The sequence below is a fragment of the Mangrovibacterium diazotrophicum genome (genome assembly GCF_003610535.1).
In the GTDB taxonomy this organism is placed as follows: Bacteria; Bacteroidota; Bacteroidia; order Bacteroidales; family Prolixibacteraceae; genus Mangrovibacterium; species Mangrovibacterium diazotrophicum.
Map to the genome: position 1 here is coordinate 3959332 of NZ_RAPN01000001.1, position 23521 is coordinate 3982852.

General features: G+C 45.1%; 17 protein-coding genes. 9 read left to right on the top strand and 8 right to left on the bottom strand.

Annotated features, from left to right (window positions below):
- Positions 1 to 256 precede the first annotated feature (256 nt).
- The 3 genes from BC643_RS15635 to BC643_RS15645 are packed head-to-tail and all read right to left on the bottom strand — an operon-like array spanning position 257 to position 2578.
- Positions 257 to 1018 (bottom strand): YjjG family noncanonical pyrimidine nucleotidase, encoded by a 762-nt coding sequence (locus BC643_RS15635; protein WP_120273968.1) that lies wholly within the window; start codon positions 1016 to 1018, stop codon positions 257 to 259.
- On the bottom strand, positions 1019 to 1693 hold the full coding sequence (gene rsmI, locus BC643_RS15640; RefSeq protein WP_120273969.1) for a 16S rRNA (cytidine(1402)-2'-O)-methyltransferase: 675 nt from the start codon (positions 1691 to 1693) through the stop codon (positions 1019 to 1021).
- Positions 1694 to 1720: 27 nt separating this feature from the next.
- A complete protein-coding gene (locus BC643_RS15645) occupies positions 1721 to 2578 on the bottom strand; it encodes a hypothetical protein (RefSeq protein WP_120273970.1) in 858 nt (285 codons plus the stop codon).
- Positions 2579 to 2723: 145 nt separating this feature from the next.
- Here BC643_RS15645 and BC643_RS15650 point away from each other — a divergent pair, with 145 nt between their 5' ends.
- Both BC643_RS15650 and BC643_RS15655 read left to right on the top strand, forming a co-directional pair.
- Positions 2724 to 3293, top strand: coding sequence for a thymidine kinase (locus BC643_RS15650; RefSeq protein ID WP_120273971.1), 570 nt, complete (start codon positions 2724 to 2726; stop codon positions 3291 to 3293).
- A gap of 15 nt (positions 3294 to 3308) precedes the next feature.
- On the top strand, positions 3309 to 5792 hold the full coding sequence (locus BC643_RS15655; protein ID WP_120273972.1) for a bifunctional UDP-N-acetylmuramoyl-tripeptide:D-alanyl-D-alanine ligase/alanine racemase: 2484 nt from the start codon (positions 3309 to 3311) through the stop codon (positions 5790 to 5792).
- A gap of 108 nt (positions 5793 to 5900) precedes the next feature.
- Here the strand turns inward: BC643_RS15655 and BC643_RS15660 are convergent, their stop codons facing one another.
- Positions 5901 to 6638 (bottom strand): lysophospholipid acyltransferase family protein, encoded by a 738-nt coding sequence (locus BC643_RS15660; protein WP_120273973.1) that lies wholly within the window; start codon positions 6636 to 6638, stop codon positions 5901 to 5903.
- Positions 6639 to 6816: 178 nt separating this feature from the next.
- On the opposite strand from BC643_RS15660, the gene BC643_RS15665 reads away from it, so the two are divergent.
- From BC643_RS15665 to BC643_RS15690, 6 genes are all read left to right on the top strand, one after another.
- On the top strand, positions 6817 to 7704 hold the full coding sequence (locus BC643_RS15665; RefSeq protein WP_120273974.1) for a LysR family transcriptional regulator: 888 nt from the start codon (positions 6817 to 6819) through the stop codon (positions 7702 to 7704).
- Positions 7705 to 7778: 74 nt separating this feature from the next.
- Positions 7779 to 8717, top strand: coding sequence for a YeiH family protein (locus tag BC643_RS15670; protein ID WP_120273975.1), 939 nt, complete (start codon positions 7779 to 7781; stop codon positions 8715 to 8717).
- Between the two features lie 198 nt (positions 8718 to 8915).
- Entirely contained in the window at positions 8916 to 11414 is a 2499-nt protein-coding gene (locus tag BC643_RS15675) for a CoA-disulfide reductase (protein WP_120273976.1), read from the top strand.
- Between the two features lie 295 nt (positions 11415 to 11709).
- Positions 11710 to 12999 carry a fibrobacter succinogenes major paralogous domain-containing protein gene (locus BC643_RS15680; RefSeq protein ID WP_120273977.1) on the top strand — a complete coding sequence of 430 codons (1290 nt, stop codon included), beginning with the start codon at positions 11710 to 11712 and terminating at the stop codon, positions 12997 to 12999.
- 43 nt (positions 13000 to 13042) lie between these two features.
- Complete coding sequence (locus BC643_RS15685) at positions 13043 to 13825, top strand: hypothetical protein (protein WP_120273978.1); 783 nt, start codon at positions 13043 to 13045, stop codon at positions 13823 to 13825.
- Between the two features lie 111 nt (positions 13826 to 13936).
- Positions 13937 to 14821 (top strand): 3-keto-disaccharide hydrolase, encoded by an 885-nt coding sequence (locus BC643_RS15690; protein ID WP_211338073.1) that lies wholly within the window; start codon positions 13937 to 13939, stop codon positions 14819 to 14821.
- Here the strand turns inward: BC643_RS15690 and BC643_RS15695 are convergent.
- Positions 14809 to 15390: a GNAT family N-acetyltransferase gene (locus BC643_RS15695; RefSeq protein ID WP_170154578.1), complete on the bottom strand. Its 582-nt coding sequence runs from the start codon at positions 15388 to 15390 to the stop codon at positions 14809 to 14811. The two genes, BC643_RS15690 and BC643_RS15695, sit on opposite strands and share 13 nt — an antisense overlap.
- A gap of 287 nt (positions 15391 to 15677) precedes the next feature.
- Here BC643_RS15695 and BC643_RS15700 point away from each other — a divergent pair, with 287 nt between their 5' ends.
- Complete coding sequence (locus BC643_RS15700) at positions 15678 to 16235, top strand: PhnA domain-containing protein (RefSeq protein WP_120273980.1); 558 nt, start codon at positions 15678 to 15680, stop codon at positions 16233 to 16235.
- 91 nt (positions 16236 to 16326) lie between these two features.
- Here BC643_RS15700 and BC643_RS15705 read toward each other — a convergent pair whose 3' ends face one another.
- The 3 genes from BC643_RS15705 to BC643_RS15715 all read right to left on the bottom strand — a co-directional run bounded on the left by BC643_RS15705 (position 16327) and on the right by BC643_RS15715 (position 23419).
- Entirely contained in the window at positions 16327 to 18879 is a 2553-nt protein-coding gene (locus BC643_RS15705; protein WP_120273981.1) for a zinc-dependent metalloprotease, read from the bottom strand.
- Positions 18880 to 18991: 112 nt separating this feature from the next.
- Positions 18992 to 20338, bottom strand: coding sequence for a RagB/SusD family nutrient uptake outer membrane protein (locus BC643_RS15710; RefSeq protein WP_170154579.1), 1347 nt, complete (start codon positions 20336 to 20338; stop codon positions 18992 to 18994).
- Between the two features lie 18 nt (positions 20339 to 20356).
- Entirely contained in the window at positions 20357 to 23419 is a 3063-nt protein-coding gene (locus BC643_RS15715; RefSeq protein ID WP_120273983.1) for a SusC/RagA family TonB-linked outer membrane protein, read from the bottom strand.
- Between the last annotated feature and the right edge of the window lie 102 nt (positions 23420 to 23521).

Sequence of the window (23521 nt, forward strand, 5' to 3'; positions counted from 1 at the left end):
CCAAACAGTCTTTTGCTGTATTTTGTCATTTGTTAACATCGGTCTCCCCAAACATTTAATAAGTGTTAAAAATGACTAACGATTACAAAAATAGAAATTTATAGATAGGTTACTACACTTCGGCATTCTTTTTTACTTTGCTAAATATGATAAATGTCAGGGTTTGACTTGTAGGTCGGAAGGTGCGAAAGATCCGTATTTTTTTAAATGTTTATGATTGAGTGTATTGAAGATGTTTTTCTCTTCTTTTTTTTACTCAAATAATGAGTAAAATATTTGTTAATTTTTGAATACAGAATGTCTTCAAAGAAGGGGGTTCGCTAGAAAAAATGTCATTTTTTTGATTGTCCAAGATTGAATCGAAGGGGTAAAGTTCATTTTTTCTGTCTTTTGAGAAAAAAATCTGATCAATTCCGAAGTTTCGGGCTCCAATAATATCGGTTTCCCAGTTGTCACCAATCATGATGCTTTTTTCCTTTTTGGCGTTGCTGCTGCGAATGGCGTGTTGAAAAACGCGGATGTCGGGTTTTGGGAAGTTAAGATCCTCTGAAATAAACACATGGTCGAAGAATTGTGCTAATCCGGAATTTTTTAATTTGTTGAGTTGCACTTCCCGAAATCCATTCGTTATGATCATTAGGCGGAAGTTTCGTTGTTTCAAAGTCGTCAGCAATTCTATGGTACCTTCTACCAAAGTGGTTTGTTTCGCCATGTGTTCCAGGTAGCATTCGTTCATTGCTATCGGGTCGATGCTTTTTATTCCGAATTCGCTCAGCGTGTCGGAGAAACGTTTGGTGATTAATTCATTTTTAAAGATTTCCTTTTTGCGGTACGCGTCCCAAAGTTGGTTGTTGACATTTTCGTAAAAATTATAGAACTCATCGAAGTCTTCCAGCTGTTCGAGTAAGTTCATTTCTTCTACAGTATCATACATTGCCAGCTTAGCGTTGTGGTCAAAGTCCCAAAGCGTGTTATCCAGGTCGAAAAAAAGATGTGTGTATTTCGGATTGAAACCCATCTAGCTTGTTTTTCCTTCCAGTACGATTACAATTTCACCTTTAACGGTTTTAGCGTTGAAGTGCTCCAGCGCTTCTTTCAATGTTCCGTGGAAGTTTTCTTCGAAGAGTTTCGACAGCTCGCGTGAGACGCAAACGCGACGCTCTTCGCCAAAATGTTCGATAAATTGTTCCAGGGCTTTTGTTAGTCGGTAGGGAGATTCGTAAAAAATCATAGTACGCTCTTCCTCCACCAATGACAGCATCTTTTTCTGACGACCTTTCTTTTGAGGAAGGAAGCCTTCGAAACAAAATCGGTCGCAGGGTAGTCCTGAATTGACCAAAGCGGGAATGAGTGCCGTTGCACCAGGCAAACATTCTACTTCAACACCCAATTCAATGCATTGGCGAACCAACAGAAATCCCGGATCACTGATACCTGGAGTTCCGGCATCTGAGATCAACGCAATATTTTCACCGGCTTCAACGCGCTTGGCAATATTCTCTGCAGTCTGATGTTCGTTGAACTTATGGTGCGAACTCAGTTTGTTTTGGATCTCGAAATGGTGCAGTAATTTGGATGATGTTCGGGTGTCTTCAGCCAAAATTAAATCCACTTCTTTCAGGATTTTGATTGCGCGGAAGGTCATGTCGTCCAGGTTGCCAATAGGTGTTGGGACCAAATATAATTTTGCCATGGTGATTATCTTGGTGTCGTGCTGATGTTAAAATAAATTGGAGAAACGGCGTTTTACCAGGTGCATGAATTGCAGGCTGGTGTCGGTTTTCTCCCAGTTAAATTTCGAATCCAAATACGCAAGTGCTTCCTCCAGCGTGTGCATGCGGTCGAGTTTGCTAATCGTTTCGCGAAATCCGTCAGCATCATTTTGAAACAGTTCGCGAATGTACTGAAAACGATCGTTTAGACCGATGGCATTTTCGAGTTTGGCAATTGGGCTGCTGGCAAAGCGATGATCCAGCTTGTTGCTGGCAGTTAGCAGGTCGTTCAGCGATTTCGAAACAAACTGATCGGTCACTGTCTTCTTGTGTGCAGCACTTCCGTTTTGAGGCGTTTCGATTTCGTGGGCAACCGGTTCGTCTACTTTCGTAGGTTGGACGACCTCATTCGGTAGCACCGTATCTTTTTCCGGAATGGGCACTTCAACCAGTTCGGCTTGCGGAATCTCAACTTCAACTTCCTCCGGTTCTTCTTCAATTGCCTTTGTTGGTTCTGGTTTTTCGGTTACCGGTTCGTGCTTCGGCATTTCTTTAACCGGACTCGGAGTTGGTGTTTTGTAAACACTAGGCGCAACTTCGGTCTTTTTGGGTTGCGGCTGAACTACCGGTTCTGATGTCGCTGGTTCAACCTCCGCTTTTTCAGTTTTGGTCATTTCACCTGAAGTTGTTTCCTGTTGGCAGATTTCCTGCAAAAACTCGTATTCCTGCAGAAGTAGTCGGGCTTTGTTTAATGCTAATTCTACTTCGAATTTCGAAGGTTGAGAGTCGCGGTTCATTTCCTGGTTGATCTCGCTCAACTCATCCAGATTCTTCTGTATAATTTGGAGTAATTTGGTCCGGTTCATAAATTTATAAGATGTTAGCTGTCAGATTTCAGAAGCCGGTTTAAATTGATTGAGACTGATAATCCGTCGTCTGTTTGTCCGAAGCCTAAGGTCTAAAATATTACATTTGCGTAAAAGTACTAAAAACTCCATTGAATCGAATGATATGTTTTTGGAAAGAGATTTAAGTCACCGGAAACCGGGAGGAAGCATTGAAGTCATAGCCGGATCGATGTTTTCGGGAAAGACCGAGGAATTAATTCGTCGCATGCGTCGGGCTCAGTTTGCACGTCAAAAAGTTGAAATTTTCAAGCCTAAAATTGATGTGCGTTATTCCGTGTCCGAGGTAGTCTCGCATGACGAAAATTCCATTCCCAGCACGCCGGTTGATAATTCGGCGGCTATCCTGTTGTTGTCGGGCGGCTACGAAGTAGTGGGCATTGACGAAGCCCAGTTTTTTGACAAAGGTTTGGTGGAGGTGTGTACCAAATTGGCCGAGATGGGCGTTCGTGTTATTGTGGCCGGGCTCGATATGGATTTCAAAGGGAAGCCGTTTGGACCCATGCCAGAGTTGATGGCTGTCGCTGAGTACGTGACGAAGGTGCATGCCATTTGTGTTCGCTGCGGAAGTATTGCTCAGTTTTCGCATCGCTTGTCGGCTAATGAAAAGCAGGTGATGTTAGGCGAGAAAAATGAATATGAGCCGCTTTGTCGGTCGTGCTACAATAAAAAATAGAAATTCAATTGCGCTATGGCTGTTTTTGGGTTGAAAGAAATCGCTGGTTTGGTTAACGGAGTATTGAAGTCGGCTGCCGATCTGGATTCAAGTCCGACTATTCAGTCTGTTTCGATCGACAGTCGAACGATTGCCGATGTCCATTCGTGTTTGTTTTTCGCACTCAAGGGCGTTCGCCACAACGGGCACCAATACATTGGCGACCTTTACCATAAAGGTGTGCTCAGTTTCGTGGTTTGCGAACCGATTGAAGTGCACAAATACCCTTTGGCTTATTTTGTAAAGGTTGAAGATTCGCTGGATGCACTACAAAAGTTAGCAGCCGCTGTTCGCGCGAAATATGATTATCCGGTTTTGGCTATCACCGGGAGCAACGGAAAAACCATTGTCAAGGAGTGGTTGTATGATTTATTGCATGAAACCGTCAAGATTATACGAAGTCCCAAAAGCTACAACTCGCAAGTGGGTGTGCCGTTGTCGGTTTGGAATATGAGCGACCAGTTTGAGCTGGCCATTTTTGAAGCGGGTATTTCCATGCCCGGCGAGATGGAGAAGTTGGCCGAAGTCATTCAACCCACCGTTGGTATTATTACAAACTTGGGTGAAGCGCACCAGGAAAACTTTTCGAGTTTAAGCAAAAAGCTGGATGAGAAGTTGAAGTTGTTTGCTTCCTGCGATTCTTTAATTTACCGCAAAGAGCAAGACCTGGTAACCGAGCAGATTGGTCAGACTTACGGAAAAGGAGACAAGAAGCTTTTTGCCTGGTCAACTTCGGATGAAACCGCTGATTTGTTTTTATACATGCACCCTCAGGCTCATTCAACCCGCATTCAATTTAACTGGAATGGACGAGAATATGAGTTAAACGTTCCATTCACTGATTTTGCGTCGCTTGAAAATGTTGGACATTGCCTGGCATTTATCTTCAGTTCCGGTTATGCCAATGATTCGGTGATGGCTGCTTTCTCTCAATTGCAGGCTGTGGCAATGCGTTTGGAGTTGAAACAGGGTATCAATAATTGTTTGTTGATTAACGATTACTATAATTCCGATATCAATTCGCTGACGATTGCTTTGCAGTTTTTGAAGAGCCAGTCGATGAATGAGAAGCGGCCGCGATGTTTGATCTTATCGGATATTGAACAGTCAGGTTTTTCGGGTTCTGAGTTGGCGCAGGCAGTGAATCGTTTGTTGAAGGTTTACGAGATTGACCGACTGATTGGGATTGGACGTCGTTTGTACCTGAACCGGGAGTTGTTTGTTGCGGGAGCAAAATTTTACCAATCGACCGAGGAGTTTCTGACAAATTTCAGACCTGCCGAGTTTCGTAACGAGCATATCTTATTAAAAGGGGCACGCGATTTTCGCTTTGAGCGGATCGCTTCCGTGCTTCAACAAAAATATCACCAGACCCAACTTGAGGTCAATCTGAATAATTTGGTTGAAAACCTGAATCGCTATCGGGCTCGTTTGAATCCGGAAACGAAAATCACCATCATGGTGAAAGCGTTTTCGTACGGCAGCGGTACGGTTGAGATTGCCCGGGCGTTGGAATTTCAGCAGGTAGATTACCTGGCTGTGGCGGTTGCCGATGAAGGTATCGAGTTACGGCAAGCCGGGATCAGCACGCCAATCATGGTGATGAATCCGGAGGAACACAGTTTTGAGATGATGCTGGAATACCGCCTCGAACCGAATATTTACTCGACCGAAGTTTATGAACAGTTCGATCGGGCGGCGCGCCGGATGGCAGTGAGCAATTTCCCGATTCACCTGAAATTGGAAACCGGTATGCACCGATTAGGGTTTTCGTCGGCTGACGAGCTCGAGCAGATTGCGTTGCGTGTGCCCCGCGAAGGACGTCTGCGTATTCAATCTGTGTTTTCGCACCTGGCGGCCAGCGATAGTTCCGACCACGATGGGTTCACAAAAGAGCAATTTCTTCGGTTTAAAAAATTGAGCACCCCTGTTGTGGCGAACCAGCCGAATAAAGTCATTCGGCACATTTTAAACTCGGCCGGTATTGAACGCTTCGCCGATTACCAAATGGAGATGGTTCGTTTGGGGATTGGACTTTACGGCGTGTCGCAGTCGGATGCCTTGCAGGCAGAAACGGTTGCCCGATGGACCACGGTAATTTCGCAGGTAAAAACAGTAGCCGCTGGCGAAACAGTTGGCTACGGACGCAAAGGAAAAGTGACAACTCCGAAGCAGGTTGCTATTATCCCGGTGGGCTATGCCGATGGTTATGATCGCCGATTGAGTAACGGTGCCGGAAAAGTGTGGATTGCCGGACGTCAATACCCGATTATCGGGAACATTTGCATGGACATGAGCATGATTGATGTTACCGGAGCGGATGTACAGGCCGGTGAGTCTGTTGAGCTGATGGGCGAACATATTCGCCTGACTGACCTGGCCGACTGGATGGGAACGATTCCTTACGAAGTACTGACCGGAATTTCACAGCGCGTACGTCGTGTTTACATTCAAGAGTAGTCTGGAGACGCGAGTCGCTATTTGGAGCTGGACTGCCTATTCTTTAATTCAGATTTTTGCTGGGTTTCTTTCCAATCGTAAATAGTAATTCGTGAAATCGTAGATAAGCTAGTCTTGCCCTAAGTGTTGCTTGATTTTTTGCTCGATTTCGGCGGTTAATTCCGCTACGTCGCGGCCAGCCGGTTCAATCGGGTCAAGCACGGTGTAGTTCAACTTTGTTCCAACCTGAAGCGGAAAATATCCTTTCGCCATCAACTGACTATTTCCATCAATTACAAAAGGAACGATACAGGCAGAAGGCGCCGACTTCAGCAGCATAGCAATACCCGGCGACTGAAAGCGTTTCACTTTGCCGTTTTTGCTGCGGGTACCTTCGGGGAAAATACTGGCACTATAGTTTTCTTTCTGAATATGCTTACCCAATTTGCTGATTTCAACCAGCGACTGACGCCCATTTTTGCGGTCGATTAGGGCTGAGCCACCATGGCGCAGGTTGTATGAAATACTCGGAATGCCTTTCCCCAATTCTTTTTTCGATACAAATTTTGGATGGTGTTTGCGAAATCCCCAAACAATTGGTGGGATATCAAACGTGCTTTGATGGTTGGATACAATAATAAAAGGTCGTCCTTGCGGTAGCTTTTCGAAGCCGCGAAAACGAATGCGAGAACCCAAAATAACAAGGCTATATAGTAAAAGGAAGTTCAGGACATCGACCGACTTTTTGCGCAATTGGTAGCCTCCCGTGTAACGACAAATCACCTGGATTGGGTGAAAAATAAGTAGCAACAGGCCAAATGTGAGGAGGTAAACGGGTGTCAACAAATAATTTAATACGGTCTTCATAAATTCCCTATTCTGTTTTCAGCTCACAAAGAAACACATTTTGAGCTAAAACGACGAATGTTTGAGTTGAGCAGAATAAGTAAAGCGAAATAGGGAACAAACAATGATGGGTGTTCTGATTTCATATTTTTCATTTCTTGTTCGATGTTTCTTATTTTTAGCGGTAAAAGAAAACCCAATGGATTACCGCGACGAAGTGTTTATGGCTGTTGCCGAAAAGCTGAGTTTTTCGAAAGCAGCCGAGGATTTGTTTATCAGCCAGCCGGCCGTTACGAAACATATCAAGGAGCTGGAGAATAAATTGAATACCGCACTTTTTGATCGCAAGGGCAACAAAATTTACCTGACGCAGGCCGGCAAAGTGGCTTACCAACATTTGCGAAAAATCAGGGAACAATACGGCGAAATGGAATTTGAACTTGGGCGTTTAAATGATGCGCACCGTGGTTTGCTTCAAATTGGTGCCAGTTCTACTATTTCGCAATATGTTATTCCGGCTGTTCTGGCAGCTTTTCACCAGCGCTATCCGCAAATCAAGCTCGACTTGTTCAATGGAAACTCCTTTGATATGGAGCGGAAGCTGTTGAATAATGAAATTGACCTGGCTTTGGTTGAAAACGACAGTTCGCAGGCCAACATTCGGTATTTCGATTTTATGGACGACGAAATAGTGGCTGTGGCTGCAGCGAACCAGTTAATAGCCAGGCAGAAATCACTGACGATTGCTGATTTCCAGGAAATCCCCATCGTGCTGCGCGAAAAAGGCTCCGGTACACTGGAAGTGATTCAGCACGCACTCTCCATGCAGCAGGTTGATTTGGAGCGGCTGAATATTTTCATTCACCTCGGGAGCACAGAAGCAATCAAAAACTTCCTGCTCAATTTCGATGGACTGGCTTTGGTTTCAGAGAAGTCAATCGAAAAGGAATTGGCACTGAAACAGCTGGTTCGCGTGAAGGTGAAGGATTTCGAGATTCGTCGGAAATTCAGACTGGCGGTACGACAGGGACCTGAGAAAAGCATTCCTGAATTGTTTCGGAGTTTTCTTTTTTCGTATAATATATAGTTATAGAGAATAAAAATATACAATTTGACTTGGTTATAGTGTTCTTGTAGCTTTGTAAGCAAAAAGAATACGTCATGAATCTCAATCAACGTCAAATTCAACTCATCTACTTTGTGCTGTTGGCAGCCTGTTTTATGCCGTTTATGTCTCCCGCTTTGGCACTTCTCATCGGCATCGGCCTATCGCTGCTTGGTTTGAAACACCAGAAAATGTCAAGTTTTACAGCTATTGTTTTGCAGGCATCAATTGTACTAATGGGCTTTGGCATGAACCTGAGTCAAGTGGTGCAAGCTTCAAAGAGCGGTTTCGAGATTACAGCCGTTTCTGTTATTGCAACGATTTCGCTGGGGCTTTTGCTCGGAAAACTTCTGAAGGTTGATCACAAAATCAGCGTGCTGATTGCTGCCGGAACAGCGATCTGCGGAGGAAGTGCCATTGCTGCGTTGGCCCCGGTAATTAAAGCCCGAAACTTCCAGATTTCCTTCTCGCTGATTGTAGTTTTTGTATTGAATGCATTGGCGTTGCTGTTGTTTCCCATGATCGGCCACTTCTTTCACCTAAGCCAGGAAGCCTTTGGCTATTGGGCAGCCATTGCCATCCACGATACCAGCTCAGTTGTTGGAGCAGGCGCTTCATACGGTGCGAAGGCATTGGAGATTGCTACCACAGTTAAGTTGACCCGCGCGCTCTGGATTATACCGGTTTCGGTGGCCTTTGCTTTTATCGATCGTAAAAATGAAAAAGGTAAAATTAAAATCCCCTGGTTTATCGGGCTGTTCGTATTGGCGCTGCTATTTGCACACTTTGTTCCGCAAATGCAAGATACTTTTGGACATCTGAATTGGCTTGGAAAACGGGGAATGGTAGTTGCTTTGCTGCTGATTGGCTCTAATATTTCCATTGCCGATTCGAAACAGGCTGGCCTAAAAAGTTTCGTTTTGGGAATCGTACTTTGGTTTTCAATTGCGACACTCTCTTTTCTGGCTATTCAGCATCATTTAATTAACTATTAGAGATCTTTTTTTGAACGAATACGTAAGATGCAGAAGCTCCCGATAACCGGATTTCTGCATCTTTTTTTCATAAAAAGCAGATGTTAAATCTTCTAAACAGGACGTTAAAATTACTTTGCAGATGATTGTGTTTTAATAAATATCTAGATATTTGCATGTCTATTTATAAAGATAGCTTTTTACACAAATAAATATAAAATGGCAAAGTATGTTATTATAGGTGGAGTGGCCGGCGGGGCTACTGCTGCCGCCCGTTTAAGAAGGTTGGATGAGCAAGCCGAAATTATCATGTTCGAGCGCGGACAGTATATTTCGTATGCGAACTGCGGGTTGCCGTATTACATCGGCGACACGATTAAGGAGCGCGAAAAGCTGCTGGTTCAAACACCCGAGAGTTTCAAGGCAAGGTTGAATGTTGATGTTCGGGTTTTGCAGGAAGTGATGAAAATTAACCGTGAAGCAAAGACGGTAGAAATTCAGAATCACAAAACAGGCGAAAGTTATGTCGAGAGCTACGATAAGCTGATTGTTTCGCCGGGAGCAGAGCCGGTTCGTCCGCCGATTCCGGGTATCAGTCACCCTTCGATTTTTACACTTCGTAATGTACACGATACTGATAAAATCAAGACCTATTGTAACGAGAGAAAGCCGCGTCGTGCTGTTGTAATCGGTGCCGGTTTTATTGGTTTGGAAATGGCTGAAAACCTACACGCGCTAGGCATGGATGTGACGATTGTGGAAATGGCCAACCAGGTGATGGCGCCGCTGGATTACGAAATGGCAGCAGAAGTTCACCAGCACCTGAAAACCAAGAATGTTGAGTTTTATCTGAAAGATGGTGTAAACGCCTTTGAAAAGGTTGACGACCATGTGAAAGTTGTTTTGCAGTCAGGTCGTGAAATTGAAACTGAGTTAGTGATTTTGTCGATTGGTGTTCGCCCGGAAACAAAACTGGTGAAAGAGGCTGGTTTGGAATTGGCTGAAAACGGAGGGATCAAAGTAAATGAGTACCTTCAAACCAACGACGAACATGTTTATGCGTTGGGTGACGCCATCGCTTTTCCACACCCGATTACCGGGAAATATGTGAATACCTACCTGGCTGGTCCGGCAAACAAGCAAGGGCGTATTGTGGCCGATAACGTTGTGATGGGAAATACCCGTGTCTACAAAGGCGCTATCGCGACGGCAATTGCCAAGGTTTTTGATATTACTGTTGCATCAACTGGTTTGGCTGCAAAAGCGCTCAAGAAAGAAGGAATCGATTATATTTCAAGTATCATTCACGGATCGTCTCATGCCGGCTATTACCCGGGAGCGATGCCTTACACGCTGAAAATTCTGTTTCAACCGAAAACCGGAAAGCTGTACGGTGCGCAGATGATTGGTTACGATGGTGTTGACAAACGCATCGACCTGATCGCAACGGTTCTGATGAAAAATGGTACTATCTATGACCTGCAGGAAATTGAGCATGCTTACGCTCCGCCGTATTCTTCGGCAAAAGATCCGGTTAACCAGGCTGGTTTTGTGGCTGAAAATATTCTGACCGACAGATTGAAAGTGATGAACTGGAGAGACGTCAGCAATATGGATTCGCGCAACATTTGCTTGTTGGATGTGCGTACGCCGGAAGAACACGAGTTGGGACACATTGAAGGTTCGTTGAACGTTGAGGTGGACAAGATCCGTGAGCGGTTGGACGAAATTCCGCGCGATAAGAAAATCATTGTGTATTGCGGTGTTGGTATTCGCGGATATTTTGCTTGCCGAATCCTCACACAAAATGGTTTTACCGACGTGTACAACCTGAGCGGTGGTTACAAAACTTACGAACACACTACTTCAAAACAAAGTAACGAGGATATTTTCGAGTCAAGCTACATTGCGCACGATAGTAACATTTATCGTGGAAAGATTGGCGGAAATGTTGAGCCGATTCCGGCAGTAGCAAATTTCAAAACCATCGAGGTTGACGCTTGTGGATTGCAATGTCCTGGTCCGATTTTGAAATTGAAAACGGAAATGGCGAACCTGAATGTTGGCGATCGTTTGTTGCAGAAGGCCAGTGATCCGGGTTTCCTGAAGGATGTACAGTCGTGGTGTAACATGACCGGTAATAAGCTGGTTTCGCTCGATAGTAATGCCGGAATTATTTCGGCTGTGATTGAAAAGGGAGGCGATAAAAAGCCAGCGGCTGCTAACGGTGCAACGGTAGCCAATTTGCCACAAAATAAAACGATGGTGGTTTTTAGTGATGATTTGGATCGTGCGCTGGCATCGATGGTGATCGCGAACGGAGCAGCCTCTACCGGAAAAGAAGTAACCTTGTTCTTCACCTTCTGGGGATTGAATGTCATTAAAAAGACTGAAAAGCCAAAAGTGGAAAAAGATTTCATGGGGAACATGTTTGGCAAAATGATGCCTGAAAGTGCCGGGAACCTGAAGCTTTCGAAAATGAACATGTTCGGTATGGGATCGATGATGATGAAGAAGCGGATGCTTTCAAAGAAAGTTGATTCGGTTGAAGATATGATCCGCACCGCACTCGATAATGGTGTTCGTATGATTGCCTGCCAAATGTCGATGGATGTGATGGGGGTGAGCAAAGAGGAACTGATTGACGGCGTTGAAATCGGTGGTGTTGCCACTTACCTGGAAGAGGCCGAAAAATCAAATTTGAACTTGTTTATTTAGCAATAGTTTTTTTACACCAAGAATAGCTTTCGCCACTGTGCCTTCGGGCCGGTGGCGATTTTTTTTTGATTAGTCAGGTGATGAAGGTTGAATGGGTGGGCAATAAGTCAGTTATTTAGACTTGATATAAATTGAGTGTTTTTGTAAAATAAATATATTAAATACACGATTTGTTACGTTGTAGATTCTATTATCTAATTAATATAATTTAAGTTTGTTTCGTGCGTTTGATAGTCGTCCGATTCTGAATCGATAATTACTGTCAACCTTCGTTGAACGAATAAAATCTACACCTATGAAAAAAGCGATTTTCCTTGCCGGCATGCTATTGTTGTGCTTCGCCTGCTCTAAAGACGATCAGGAATTTGAGAGCATTTACGACGTGTCATCCAATTATTATTTTGCAGCAAATATGGATGGTGTTCCATTGATTATCCAGGCTGACAATACGAATTATTACAATTACAGTGCAGAAGAAGGGGAGGAAAGTCTTTTCGGATATGTTGCGGGAAGTGAGAGCTATTTTGTAGGTTCAGAGGAAGATGCAGAGCAAGTAAGTATTTTCTTTTTGAAAACATTCGAGAATGAGCCGACCGATTGTGCAGAGCTTTCTACGATTCTGAATGTCGGTAGTAATAATTATGCTGGCGTGACATCATTTGAAAACCTTACGGTGAGTGATGGTGTAGCCATTAACTATGTTGATGCGAATGGTGTTTTGTGGAGCACAGGAACTCTCGACGGTGATTTTTCTGACGGTGAATTTAAAATCACGGAGATTACAAAATACAAGGATGATCCCACGACTTGTGTTGTGAAGGCCCGGTTTAGTTGTACCCTTTACAACGAATACGGAACTTCCGTTAAGCTTACAAATGGCGAGTTATGCGCTATGTTCCCTTCCTGCAAAGAAGCAGAAGAAGGTTCCGAAGATCCAGAGGACCTGGAAGGTGATTCGGGAACTTTTGTTGATGCTCGCGATAATCAGGAATACAGTTGGGTGCGCATTGGCAACCAGATCTGGATGGCCGAGAACCTAAAGGCAACAAAATATCGAAATGGCGATGTTCTGCCTAATGTGACAGAAAATGCAGAGTGGTATAATCTTAAGAAGGGCGCATACTGTAATTTCGAAAACAATGCTAATAACGGCAGCAAAAGCGGACTTTTATATAACTGGTATGCCGTAAACGACGACAGAAAGATAGCACCAAAGGGGTGGCATGTTGCAACCGACGATGAATGGGCAGAACTGCTTAATTATGTCTCAAATAATTTGGGTCAATCCTGTGGTACTAATTCAGCATTAGCGGCACAAAGTGATTGGGGGACTAACTCCAGCAATGAATGTTTTCCGGGTAAGAATTACAGTACCAATAATTCGTCGGGATTTACAGCACTGCCCGGAGGTTATCGGTACCTGGACGGGACATTTGATGGTGATTATGATGCCTACTGGTGGAGTGCAACAGTACATACGTCAGCTCATGCTTACTGCCGATATATTTGGGCTCACATGGATGAAGTTGAAAGAGGCAGTTTGTCCCAAAAAACAGGAATGTTTGTGAGATGTGTCAAAGACTAATTTATTCTTACTCTTTATCTAAAAATCAAAACCTCAACAAAATATGAAAAAGCTAGTTGTGCTTACAGCTGCCCTTCTTTTGTCCGTTTCTGCCTTTTGCCAGGAGCTGGATAACAAGGTTTACTTCCGGTTTGGCTATTCCATTCCTTCGTGGAATTACTTTGAACTTGGCAAAGATGGCTGGGACAGCGATGTAACCAAGTTAGGAGCAAACTTCGATTTGGGTACCATTATTCAGGTGATGCCTATCGGGGCAGGCGATCAAATGTCGATCGGTTTGAACTTTGATATTGCCTATCTTAGTTTTTCCCGTTTTCAAACGATTAACGATGAAGAGGGAACACTGCAGGATGGTACCGGTGAAGACCTGGTTGATGATTCCGGTGAAGATTTGATCGGATATGGTTCCACCGCAAATCTGGGAATCTTTCGTGCAGGAAGTAAAATAGGCCCCTGTTTGACCTATTGCCCCGGAAGAAGAACAGCGATTGATCTTTTCGCAAAAGCGGACATTGCCTGGGCGACCTTGATGATGCCTTATGGAAAAGATCTGGGCGACCTGGACGACAAATACTCTGCTTCAGTAACATTAGGTTATGCTGCCGGACTAAATTTTCGCTATGGGAAGCTGATGATTGGTGTGGAATACAACGCCATCAACCCAAAGCTCGAGTACCGGAAGGAGCGTGGAACTTATTTCCAGCAACAGTTGGTTTTTATGGTGGATACCGGGGATGATTACACCTTTGAGTTTCCCGAGTCTGATTTAGGGAAAAAAGAATCGAAAATGCGAAACCTCAATTTGACGGTCGGGATGTGCTTTTAGCCAATCGCACAAGTTTGAACGGTGATGGGGTATGAGTAAACGATACAATTCGCGAATTAAAGCTATCTTTAGAAGGCTAAACCGGTTTCTAACCCAATAAACCTTAATCTCATGAAGCGCTTCCCGTTCCGAGCACAGCTGTCAGCAATGCTGTTTCTGGTGTTTTCCAGTTTTTCCCTGTCATCATTCGGTCAAACAATCAACTTGCTCGACAAGGATTTGTCGCAGTGGGAAATGTACCAAAGCTACCGTTATCCGAACAATTATAATGGAAGTCAGCCGGTGGATGAATCCGGAGAGCTCCTACCTTCGATCGGTTATAATAAAAATGTCGCCAACGTTTTCTCTGTGAACATAGAAAATGGAGATCCCGTTTTGCGCATCAGCGGCGAAATTTACGGTTGCTTGTTTACCAAAAACGAATTCGAAAACTATCACCTGACATTGAAGGTGAAATGGGGAGTACAGAAATTTGAGCCCCGGTTGGATAAGCTGAAGGACTCGGGATTGCTCTACCACTCTCAAGGCGAATGTGGGGTCGATTACTGGCGTTCGTGGATGCTGTCGCAGGAATTTCAAATTATGGAAGGGCACATGGGCGACTATTGGGGAATCGCTAATTCGGCGATTGATGTGCGCGCGTTTTTACCTGAAGGGATGATGAATACTGTTGCTGATGTGTCTCAGGAATTTTTGCCAATTGGGCCCGGCAGCGGTCGCGATGGTTTTTGTTTGCGCTCCGCCAATTACGAAAGCGCACCGGGCGATTGGACAACGATCGAGCTGATTTGCTTTGGAGATAAAAGCATACACCTGGTGAATGGACATGTCGTGATGGTACTTCAAAACTCTCGTTTAGTTAAGGATGGGGAAAGTTCCCCGTTAACCAAAGGCAAGATTCAGTTGCAAAGTGAAGCGGCTGAAGTTTTTTTCAAGAATATTCAATTGGAGTCTATTTCGGAAATACCTGCTACCTATTCTGTTTATTTTAAGTAGTAACGCATAATCCACCGTTTTCCGCCCTCTCCGACTTTTTCAAATCCCAATCGTTCGAACACCTGCGGAACCCCACTGTAGATGGATGACGAGGAAACTCTTCCGTCTTCAGTTACGGTTGGATAGGCTTCGACGATACTGCCGCCTTTTTCTTTTACAAATGAAAGAGCTGCTTTTACCAATTTGCCGGCCAATCCCATTCCCCGGAAATTACGGTTAATGAAAAAGCAGGTAATTGACCACACCGGTTGCTCATCAATCGGTTTCAGGGTGCGTGAATTTTGCAGTCGCTTGTAATTGGAACGCGGAGCGACAGCAATCCAGCCGCAAACCTCGCCTTGCGGCGAAAACGCTAAAAGTCCAAGATCTGTGTCATCCAATACCAGTTGCATCATCGCTTTCCGGTTATTTTGTCCGCGACCTTCGCTGTATTCCTTTGTGTTTTGCTTCCACCACATACACCAGCAACCGTCGCAGGCACCATTGGGGGCAAACAGTTGTGCGAACGCGGGCCACGTTTCTTTTTGCAACGGGCGAAAAAAGTATCCGTCAATGTGATATTCCATCATTTGGGCGTTCATTTGTTCATGATTTGATTGATTTGTGTTTATTAGTCATTGAGTTGTCAATGATAGTCATTTCAAAGAAAGAACAACAAATGACCACAAAATGACAGGTGAATGACCATCAATGACTTTCCCAAGAGAACAACATCGTAGGGTATTGAAAGTTTTGTTTGAATAATATTGCGGAGTCAGCAAACTTGCTGATTTTCAATTTACAGATAAAGGATTAACTTTGCGCCCTCAAAAAATAATTCGGCTGCACGTTCGGCCGACTAACCAAGAATCGACAAATGAGTATTGAAAAAGCATTGAATGAACGCAGTGGTTCGGTTTGCGAACTTTGCGGAAATACAGAAGGGCTGACTGTTTATGCTCTTCCTCCGGTTACCGAAAACAACAGCGACAAATGTGTTTTGCTGTGTTCAACTTGTAACAGTCAGGTTGAAGAACCGGAAACAATGGATGCCGACCACTGGCGCTGTTTGAACGACAGTATGTGGAGCACAGTTCCGGCGGTACAGGTGTTGGCGTGGAGACTGCTGAACCAATTGAAACAGTTCGATCTGGTTGACATGCTTTACCTGGACGAGGAAACGCTGGCCTGGGCGAAATCAGGTTTGGCCGAAGACGAAGCGAAACATGTTGACAGCAATGGCGTGCGATTGGCAGGCGGCGACTCAGTGGTGCTGATCAAAGACCTTGTTGTGAAAGGTGCTGGTTTCACTGCAAAACGCGGTACTCCGGTTCGCAACATTTCGCTTGTAAAGGATAATGTGGAGCATATCGAAGGAAAGGTGAACGGTCAGCAAATTGTGATTCTCACCCAGTATGTGAAGAAAACGAACTAAGAGAATAAATCTGAATACAAAAAGGGATACACGATGATTGATAGTGTATCCCTTTTCTATTTTTAAGCCGGCAGTAATGTGCCTTTTGTCCTTAGTTCGAAGTTGTACTTTTCGTATTTAGTTCGAGGGCGAGGCCAATACGATGATCCAAATCGGCCAAATGAACTTTGCTGGCTTGGTCAAGCGAGCTCAGTTTTTGGTTGGTTTTAACCAAAGCTTGTATGGTTTTCAACTGATCCAACAGAATTCCTTTACTGTCGTACAATGTTTTCGCTGATTGAGGCCCGGCTACCATTGGCTTGTTTTTGTCGTCTTTGGGTTTACCGCTATCGGTAATTTTTAAAATGAGTTGTTCAACAAATAGCTTTTGGAGTTGCTGACGGAAGAATGAAGCATTTTTGTGTTGATACAATTCCGTGAAGATTCCCTTGTCGAGATCACTCATAAATTCGAACACCGAATAGCATTTCTGGTTGGCGTAATCGACCTCGGAACTCATCAGGTTACTGAGTTTTTTAGCATCCAACAATTGCTCGATTATCCCTTTCTGGATTTTGGCCAGTTGCTCGCCGAAGGTCATCGGCACCTTTTCAAACAGCTCTGTGTGATTCAGCCAAACCGGAGTTTGGAACAACTGTTCGTTCAAAAAGGCTGTAGCCTGTTTTTGCTTGTCGTAAGGAGTTGGGGCAAAGGCTGGTTCTGGCATACCGGCTACCACGAAGGTGTGTTCAATTCCACCTATATTCTTCGCAACATGGCCCATATAGCGGTTAAATTGGGCGATTAGTGCTTCGAAAATCTCCTGTGTGTTGCTGTAATCCTGTGCATCTTCGGTGGTCCATTCCAACAGGTTGTCGGCAATTCGTTGCAGGTTTTTAATACCGTATTCACTGGCGAGCATCGCATTATCTCCCAAGTCCTCATTCTGATCGCGCGGATCAAATTCTTCGCCTTGGGCTCCGTACCACAGGCGGTGATTCGTTGCTAAACTGTCGGTTACCACTTTGGCCAGGTAAGTTTGCTCCTCGTATTCGTCGTCGAATTGCGGATACCAGCGATATCCCCAATAAATGGCCCAGTTGTCGTAATCGCCGATGCGCGGGAACAGACCGCTGCGGCTGATGTTATCTTCGGGTTGTGCTACGTAGTTGAATCGGGCATAATCCATGATCGAGGGTGTGTGTCCGTTTGCTTCCACCCAAGCTTTATCTCTCAGTTTCTCAACAGGAACAGTCGAACTGGAGCCGAAATTGTGCATTAGTCCGAGTGTGTGGCCTACTTCGTGCGACGAAACAAAGCGAATTAGTTCCCCCATCAGCTCATCGTCGAAAACGGCTTTTCGTGCCCCTGTATCAACAGCGGCGGTTTGAATGAAATACCAGTCGCGCAAAAGCTTCATCACGTTGTGGTACCAGAAAATATGGCTTTCCATGATCTCTCCGGTTCTGGGGTCAGCAATGCTGGGACCCATCGCATTTTCAATTTCCGAAGGCCGGTAAACAATAGCTGAATAAGCTGCATTATCCAGGCTCCACGTACTATCTTCTTCTACAGTTGGCGCTTCGCGTGCATAAATGGCATTTTTAAACCCGGCTTTTTCGAACGCTTTTTGCCAGTCGTTGACCCCCTGAATCAAATAGGGAACCCATTTGGCAGGTGTTGCCGGATCGATGTAAAACACAATTGGTTTTTGCGGTTCAACCAGCTCGCCGCGTAAGTATTTCTCCCGGTCTTCGGGTTTCGGTTCCAATCGCCATCTTTTAGCCAGTTGGATGTTTTCTACCCCTTGCGGATTGGCGTTGAAATTGCGTTGTTTCAAACGGAAATAGCCAACACGTTCGTCAACTATGCGAGGTTGCATGGGTACTTCCGGGAGTAAAACCATCGATGAGTTTAGCTCGAGCGAGTAGTTGTTTGAAGTTTTGTTTTTACCGGCTTTGTAGGTTTTAAAAGCACGAATTTCCAGGTTGTTCTCGTAAGCATGAATGAATTTGACGTAGCTTTTCGAGTCTTCTTGTGCACCCATTCCTTCGTCTTCCTTTATTTTTTCGTTTTTGAAATAAAGAACGTCACTGTCGCTGTTCAAGAAGTCGGTGACTTCGATGACAACGCCCGAAGAATCGGGAGAGAATGCCTTGATGTTGAACGCCTCTGCAATGGCTTGCACGTTGTTCGATACAACACTTGCGTACATTGGTTTCGTGCTGTCGTTTTCATACTCCGTGTACGAAATACGTTTCAGGAAAACCTTGTTCAGGGAGCCTTTTTCAAATTGATAGACCGCTTCCCCGATATTGTCGCCGGCCAAACCCAGGAAGCCTCTGCGCATATCAGCCGATGCTTTGGCAATCCGGTTGACAACCAGAATCTCTTTGTTAAAGCTGCTATTGGGAATCTCGAAGAAGTATTTTCCCTCCTTTTCGTAGACATTGATGAAGCCTTTTTGACTTTTCATGTCGGCTGTGATGACCTCGCTAAACGCTTTGATCGCATTCTCATCGGGTTTTTTCTTCTCTTCTGTTGGCTTTTCCTCTTGCTCCTGCTTCTTCGGAAGCGTCGTATTTCCTAACGTCTGCTTCGGATGTAATCCGAGCATCAACGATGCACCGATCGTGAAGAGTAGTACTAGTTTTCCGGTAGTCATTTTTGCGTTCTGTTTTGTATTTAAATTGATTGTGCTCTGTGAATGTTTTTCAATATAACACTAAAAAAGGACAGTTTCTGCAACTGTCCTTTAAGCTTCTCCGAAGAGTATTTTAGTATCCAGGGTTTTGGTCTCCCGAACTGATGGAGCCGTTCGCGTCAATTTCGGATTGCGGAATCGGCCACAATTGATAATTACTGGTGAACGAGCTTTCGTCTTTGTTGGCAATCACGTCGTCAACAATTCCCAATCGCACGGCGTCATACCAGCGATGTCCTTCTCCGTAAAACTCAACTCTGCGTTCTTGTGCAATCAGGTCGATGTAGTTTGAAGAAGTCAGGTCGATATCTTCCATTCCGGCTCTTTCCCGCACTTCATTTACATAGCCGGTTGCTGTTGCCAGCTTGTCGCTACTTCCTTGCTGAGCCAGCGCTTCGGCATACAAGAGCAGAACATCGGCATAGCGGTATATGTACGGTTGGTCGGTACCGGTTGAGATGTCGCTGTATTTGTTCAGATAGACGGCGCTCAACGAGGATGTTTGAGCCAGGATCTCCGAACGAGTACCTCCGTCTGAATCGAAAGCATCCAGTGATGTCTGGTTTGGTGCAGCCTCGCGGCGTCCGCCCAAGCTGGATGGGTAGAAGAAGAAAGCCAGGTAGTTTTTGTCGTCCGACGAATAGTTGATTCGTAGAATCGCTTCGTTGTTTGAGCCGGTTACGAACAAGTCAGCATAGTCGCTAACCAGGCTGTACTGGCCGATTACAGATTCCAACGCTGTTTGAGCGCTGGCATATTCTCCTTGGGTCAAATATATTTTTGCTTTCAACACTTTAACGGCATCATTCGAGAAATGGTAAATATCGCTATCGGCGATGTTACCATCAGCGTCGTTCAAGTCCGACAGAATGTAGTCGTAAACATCGGATACACTTGAACGGGCATAATTGTATGCGCTTGCATTACTAGAAATCAATTCGGTCGGGATCGGCAATGCTCCCCAAAGTCGCACCAGGTCGAAATACAAAAAGGCGCGTAGTGCTTTTGCTTCAGCAATCACGGCTGTTTTTACCGAAGAAGAAACAGCGTCGTCTCCCAGGCCTTCCAGCGTAATGATAACAGCATTTGCCCGGTAGATTGTCGCGTAATAGTTGTTCCAGATTGTTTCCAGGTAGCTGTTATCGGCTGACAACAGGTTAACCACAAACTCATCGTACGACGTGTATGAGCCCGAGTGTGCAAATTCGTCGGCATACAAACCGGTCGTCATGTACGGGGCACCGTAGTAGAAAGTGGTTTGAAGCTCATCGTAAATACCGTCCAGCGCCAGCTGTGCCGATGCGTCGTCGGTAATGTAATCGTCGGAGCTGATTAATGTCGGGTTCGACAATTCCAGTTCATCATCGCAACCGGTAAAGAAAAGCACCGAAATAAACAGGAGGTAATATATCTTTCTCATCTTTTCAGGTTTCATGGGTTAAAAATTCACGTTAATTCCAAATTTGAAGGTCTTGGCACCACCTAGCGAAAGGAAGTCAGTTCCTTTTGTTACGGCTGCGTCACCCGAGTAGTTTACTTCAGGGTCAATACCGGAGTAGCCGGTAATCATCAACAGGTTGTCTGCCGAGAAATAGAGACGAACATCGGCAACTCCGTTGAACACGCTGCTCGGAACCTGGTAGCCCAGGGTAACGTTTCTAAGTTTCAGGTACGAGCCATCTTCCACAAAGCGTGTTGCGTCCTTGTTATTGTATGAGCGGGTACTTGATTTTGGATGTGGCAGGCTGGCATCCGGATTTGATTCAGACCAGTAGTCCAGTTGATCTACAAATTTGTTGTACCAAACCGAAGAGGTTGAACCGGCATATTGCAAGGTTGAGTTGAACACATCGTTACCTTGTGAACCGGTAAACAGGAAGTCCAAGTCCCAGCTTTTGTATTTCAGCGAGTTTTTCAAGCTGTAGGTGAAATCGGGCCAGGGAGAACCACCAATAATGTAGTCATCGTCATTAATCAGGCCGTCGCCGTTTTGGTCAACGTATTTCACGTCGCCGGCACCAACTCCGTAGTTCGAAGCGATGGCTTCAGGAACCTCGTCGTCGCTTTTATAAATACCTTCCGATTGCAGAACGTAGAAGGCGCCCAATTCAACACCTTCTTCTACACGGCTGGCAAATCCGGTTGTGTAGGGCGAGTTACCGTCCAGCGAGACAACTTCATTTTTCAAGGTACTCAAACTGGCAATTGCCGTCCACGAGAAGTTCGATTGGCTGAAAATGTCGAAAGTCAACAGGATTTCATGCCCGGTGTTTTTCATCTCACCAACATTCTTGTAAATCTCCGTGTAACCGGTTGAACCTGGCAGTGGAACGTTCAGCAACATGTCTGAAGTTTTCTTATTGAAATAGTCGTACTCAACGCTGATTTTGTTGTCGAGCAGGTGAACCGAAAATCCAAGGTCGAGTTGCTTGGTGGTTTCCCATTTCAGGTCAACGTTCCCCAATTCAGTAATAGCGGTTCCCGAAGTACCGGCATATGGCGTACTCGAAACACCCGCTAAAGCCGTGTAAGGATCAATGGCCGAGTCGTTACCGGTCATACCATAAGAGGCTCTCAATTTGAAGAAGTTGATTGGTTTTACGTCAAACCAGCTTTCTTCTGACATTACGTAGCCGGCAGAAGCTGAAGGGAAGTAACCCCACTTGTGGCTTGGGCCGAATTTTGAAGAGCCATCCGCACGCATAGAAAGTTCAGCGATGTACTTGTTGAAGAGCTTACCGGTAACACGCGAAATAACCGAGTACAGGTTTGTTTTGGAATACGAGCCCAGTGCTTCGTCCAGTGTGGAACCTGAAGACACTTGCTTCAGTTCGGTTGATGGGAAGTTGGTGGTAGCTGCTCTTACGTATTTGTAATATCTGCCGGTGTATTCTCCAGCCAAAAATCCACTGAAAGAAATGTCATCGTTGATGATTGGTTTGAAGGAGAAAGCTTGTGTTGTGGTAGTCCGGCGGATGGTTGAAACATCTTCGCGGGCATAACCATTTGACCCTGACCCTGACGAAGAATCTGACGGATCATATTCTTTTTCATCAGCCTGAAGGTTGTCCAAGCCATATTTTGAGCTAAATGTCAGCCAGTTGGTCAGGTCGTACTGGAACTCAGCATTCGTTAACAAACGAAGTGTTTTCAGTCCACCCTGGTTCTCCAATGCGTTTTGAACCGGGTTCGAGAATGTCCACACGTCTGATGTGTAGTCGCCGTTTTCGTCGTAAATATCGTTACCCGGCGCTTCCAGGATCGCGGTACTCAATACACCGTAAATGTTGTTGTCGTTGTTAACCACAGCCTGGTTTTCGCTGGTTAGGGCGAATCCAACATTACTGCGGAACTTGTCGTTGAATTTTTGGTCCAGGTTTAAGCGGAAGTTTGAGCGTTTGTAATCCTGGCCAAGCAACATCCCTTTTTGGTTGAAGGATGAAGCACCAATGTAATATTTGGTGTTTTCATCGCCACCGCTGATGCTTCCGGACAATTCGCTAACCGCAGCGTTGTCACGGTAAATCTTGTCTATGTAGTTGTCACCTTGATCGGCAACCGATGCGTAAAACGAAGCCAATGTTTCATCCGTAGCTCCCCAAAGGCTTTCGTCGCCGGTTTGATAGTACGACCAGTAACCCGCGCCATAGGCTTCAGCATACGAATCGTCGCCATATTTCAGCCATTCGCCGTAGTTGGCGGTTTTGTATTTTTTGAGCGGGTTTTGAATACCGTAGTACGAGTTGATCGATATTTTCGCTTTTCCTTGCTTACCTCTCTTTGTGGTGATCAGAACAACACCGTTGGACGCACGGGATCCGTAGATGGCTGCAGAGGCAGCATCCTTTAGGATTTCGATACTGGCAATGTCTTCCGGGTTAATGCTTGAAAGTGCGTTGTTTTGTTGTCCTCCGTAGTTGTTCGACAAGGTTGACGAGGTTTCCACTGGCACACCGTCAACAATAAACAAGGGGTTGTTGGAACCATTCAATGAGGTCGCACCACGAATACGCATACTAACCTCGCCACCGGGAGCGCCCGAAACCTGAGAGATTTGCACCCCGGTTGTTGTACCTTGTAGCGCTCCTGACAGGTTCGCCACAGAAATCTTCTGCACGTCTTCAGCGTTTACGGAAGAAATCGCGGAGGTTACATCTCTTTTCGATTGTTCTCCGTAGCCCACAACAATCACTTCATTCAAACCCACGAGGCTTGGTTTCAGTGAAACGTTTATAGCGGTACCGGAAATTGCCACTTCCGCAGTTTCCATACCTACAAATGAGAATACGAGCGCGCTTGCGTCGTCTGGTGCCTTAATGGAATATTTCCCGTCGATATCGGTAATGGTACCGATGGTCGTACCTTTTACCAACACTGCGACTCCCGGCATTGTGCTGCCATCGTCGGCTGAAGTCACAACTCCGGTCATTACTTTGGCTTGCGCGAATAATGACTGCAAACCAATTGCAAAAATTGCAAGCAATAGGGTGATTTGTTTCATAGATAAAATATTAAGATTAATCAAAATGCGCTATAACAAGTCAGCTTTTCGGCCCGATATTAAGGAGGTAGAAAGCTGATATTTTCAAATTGCACAAGTCTT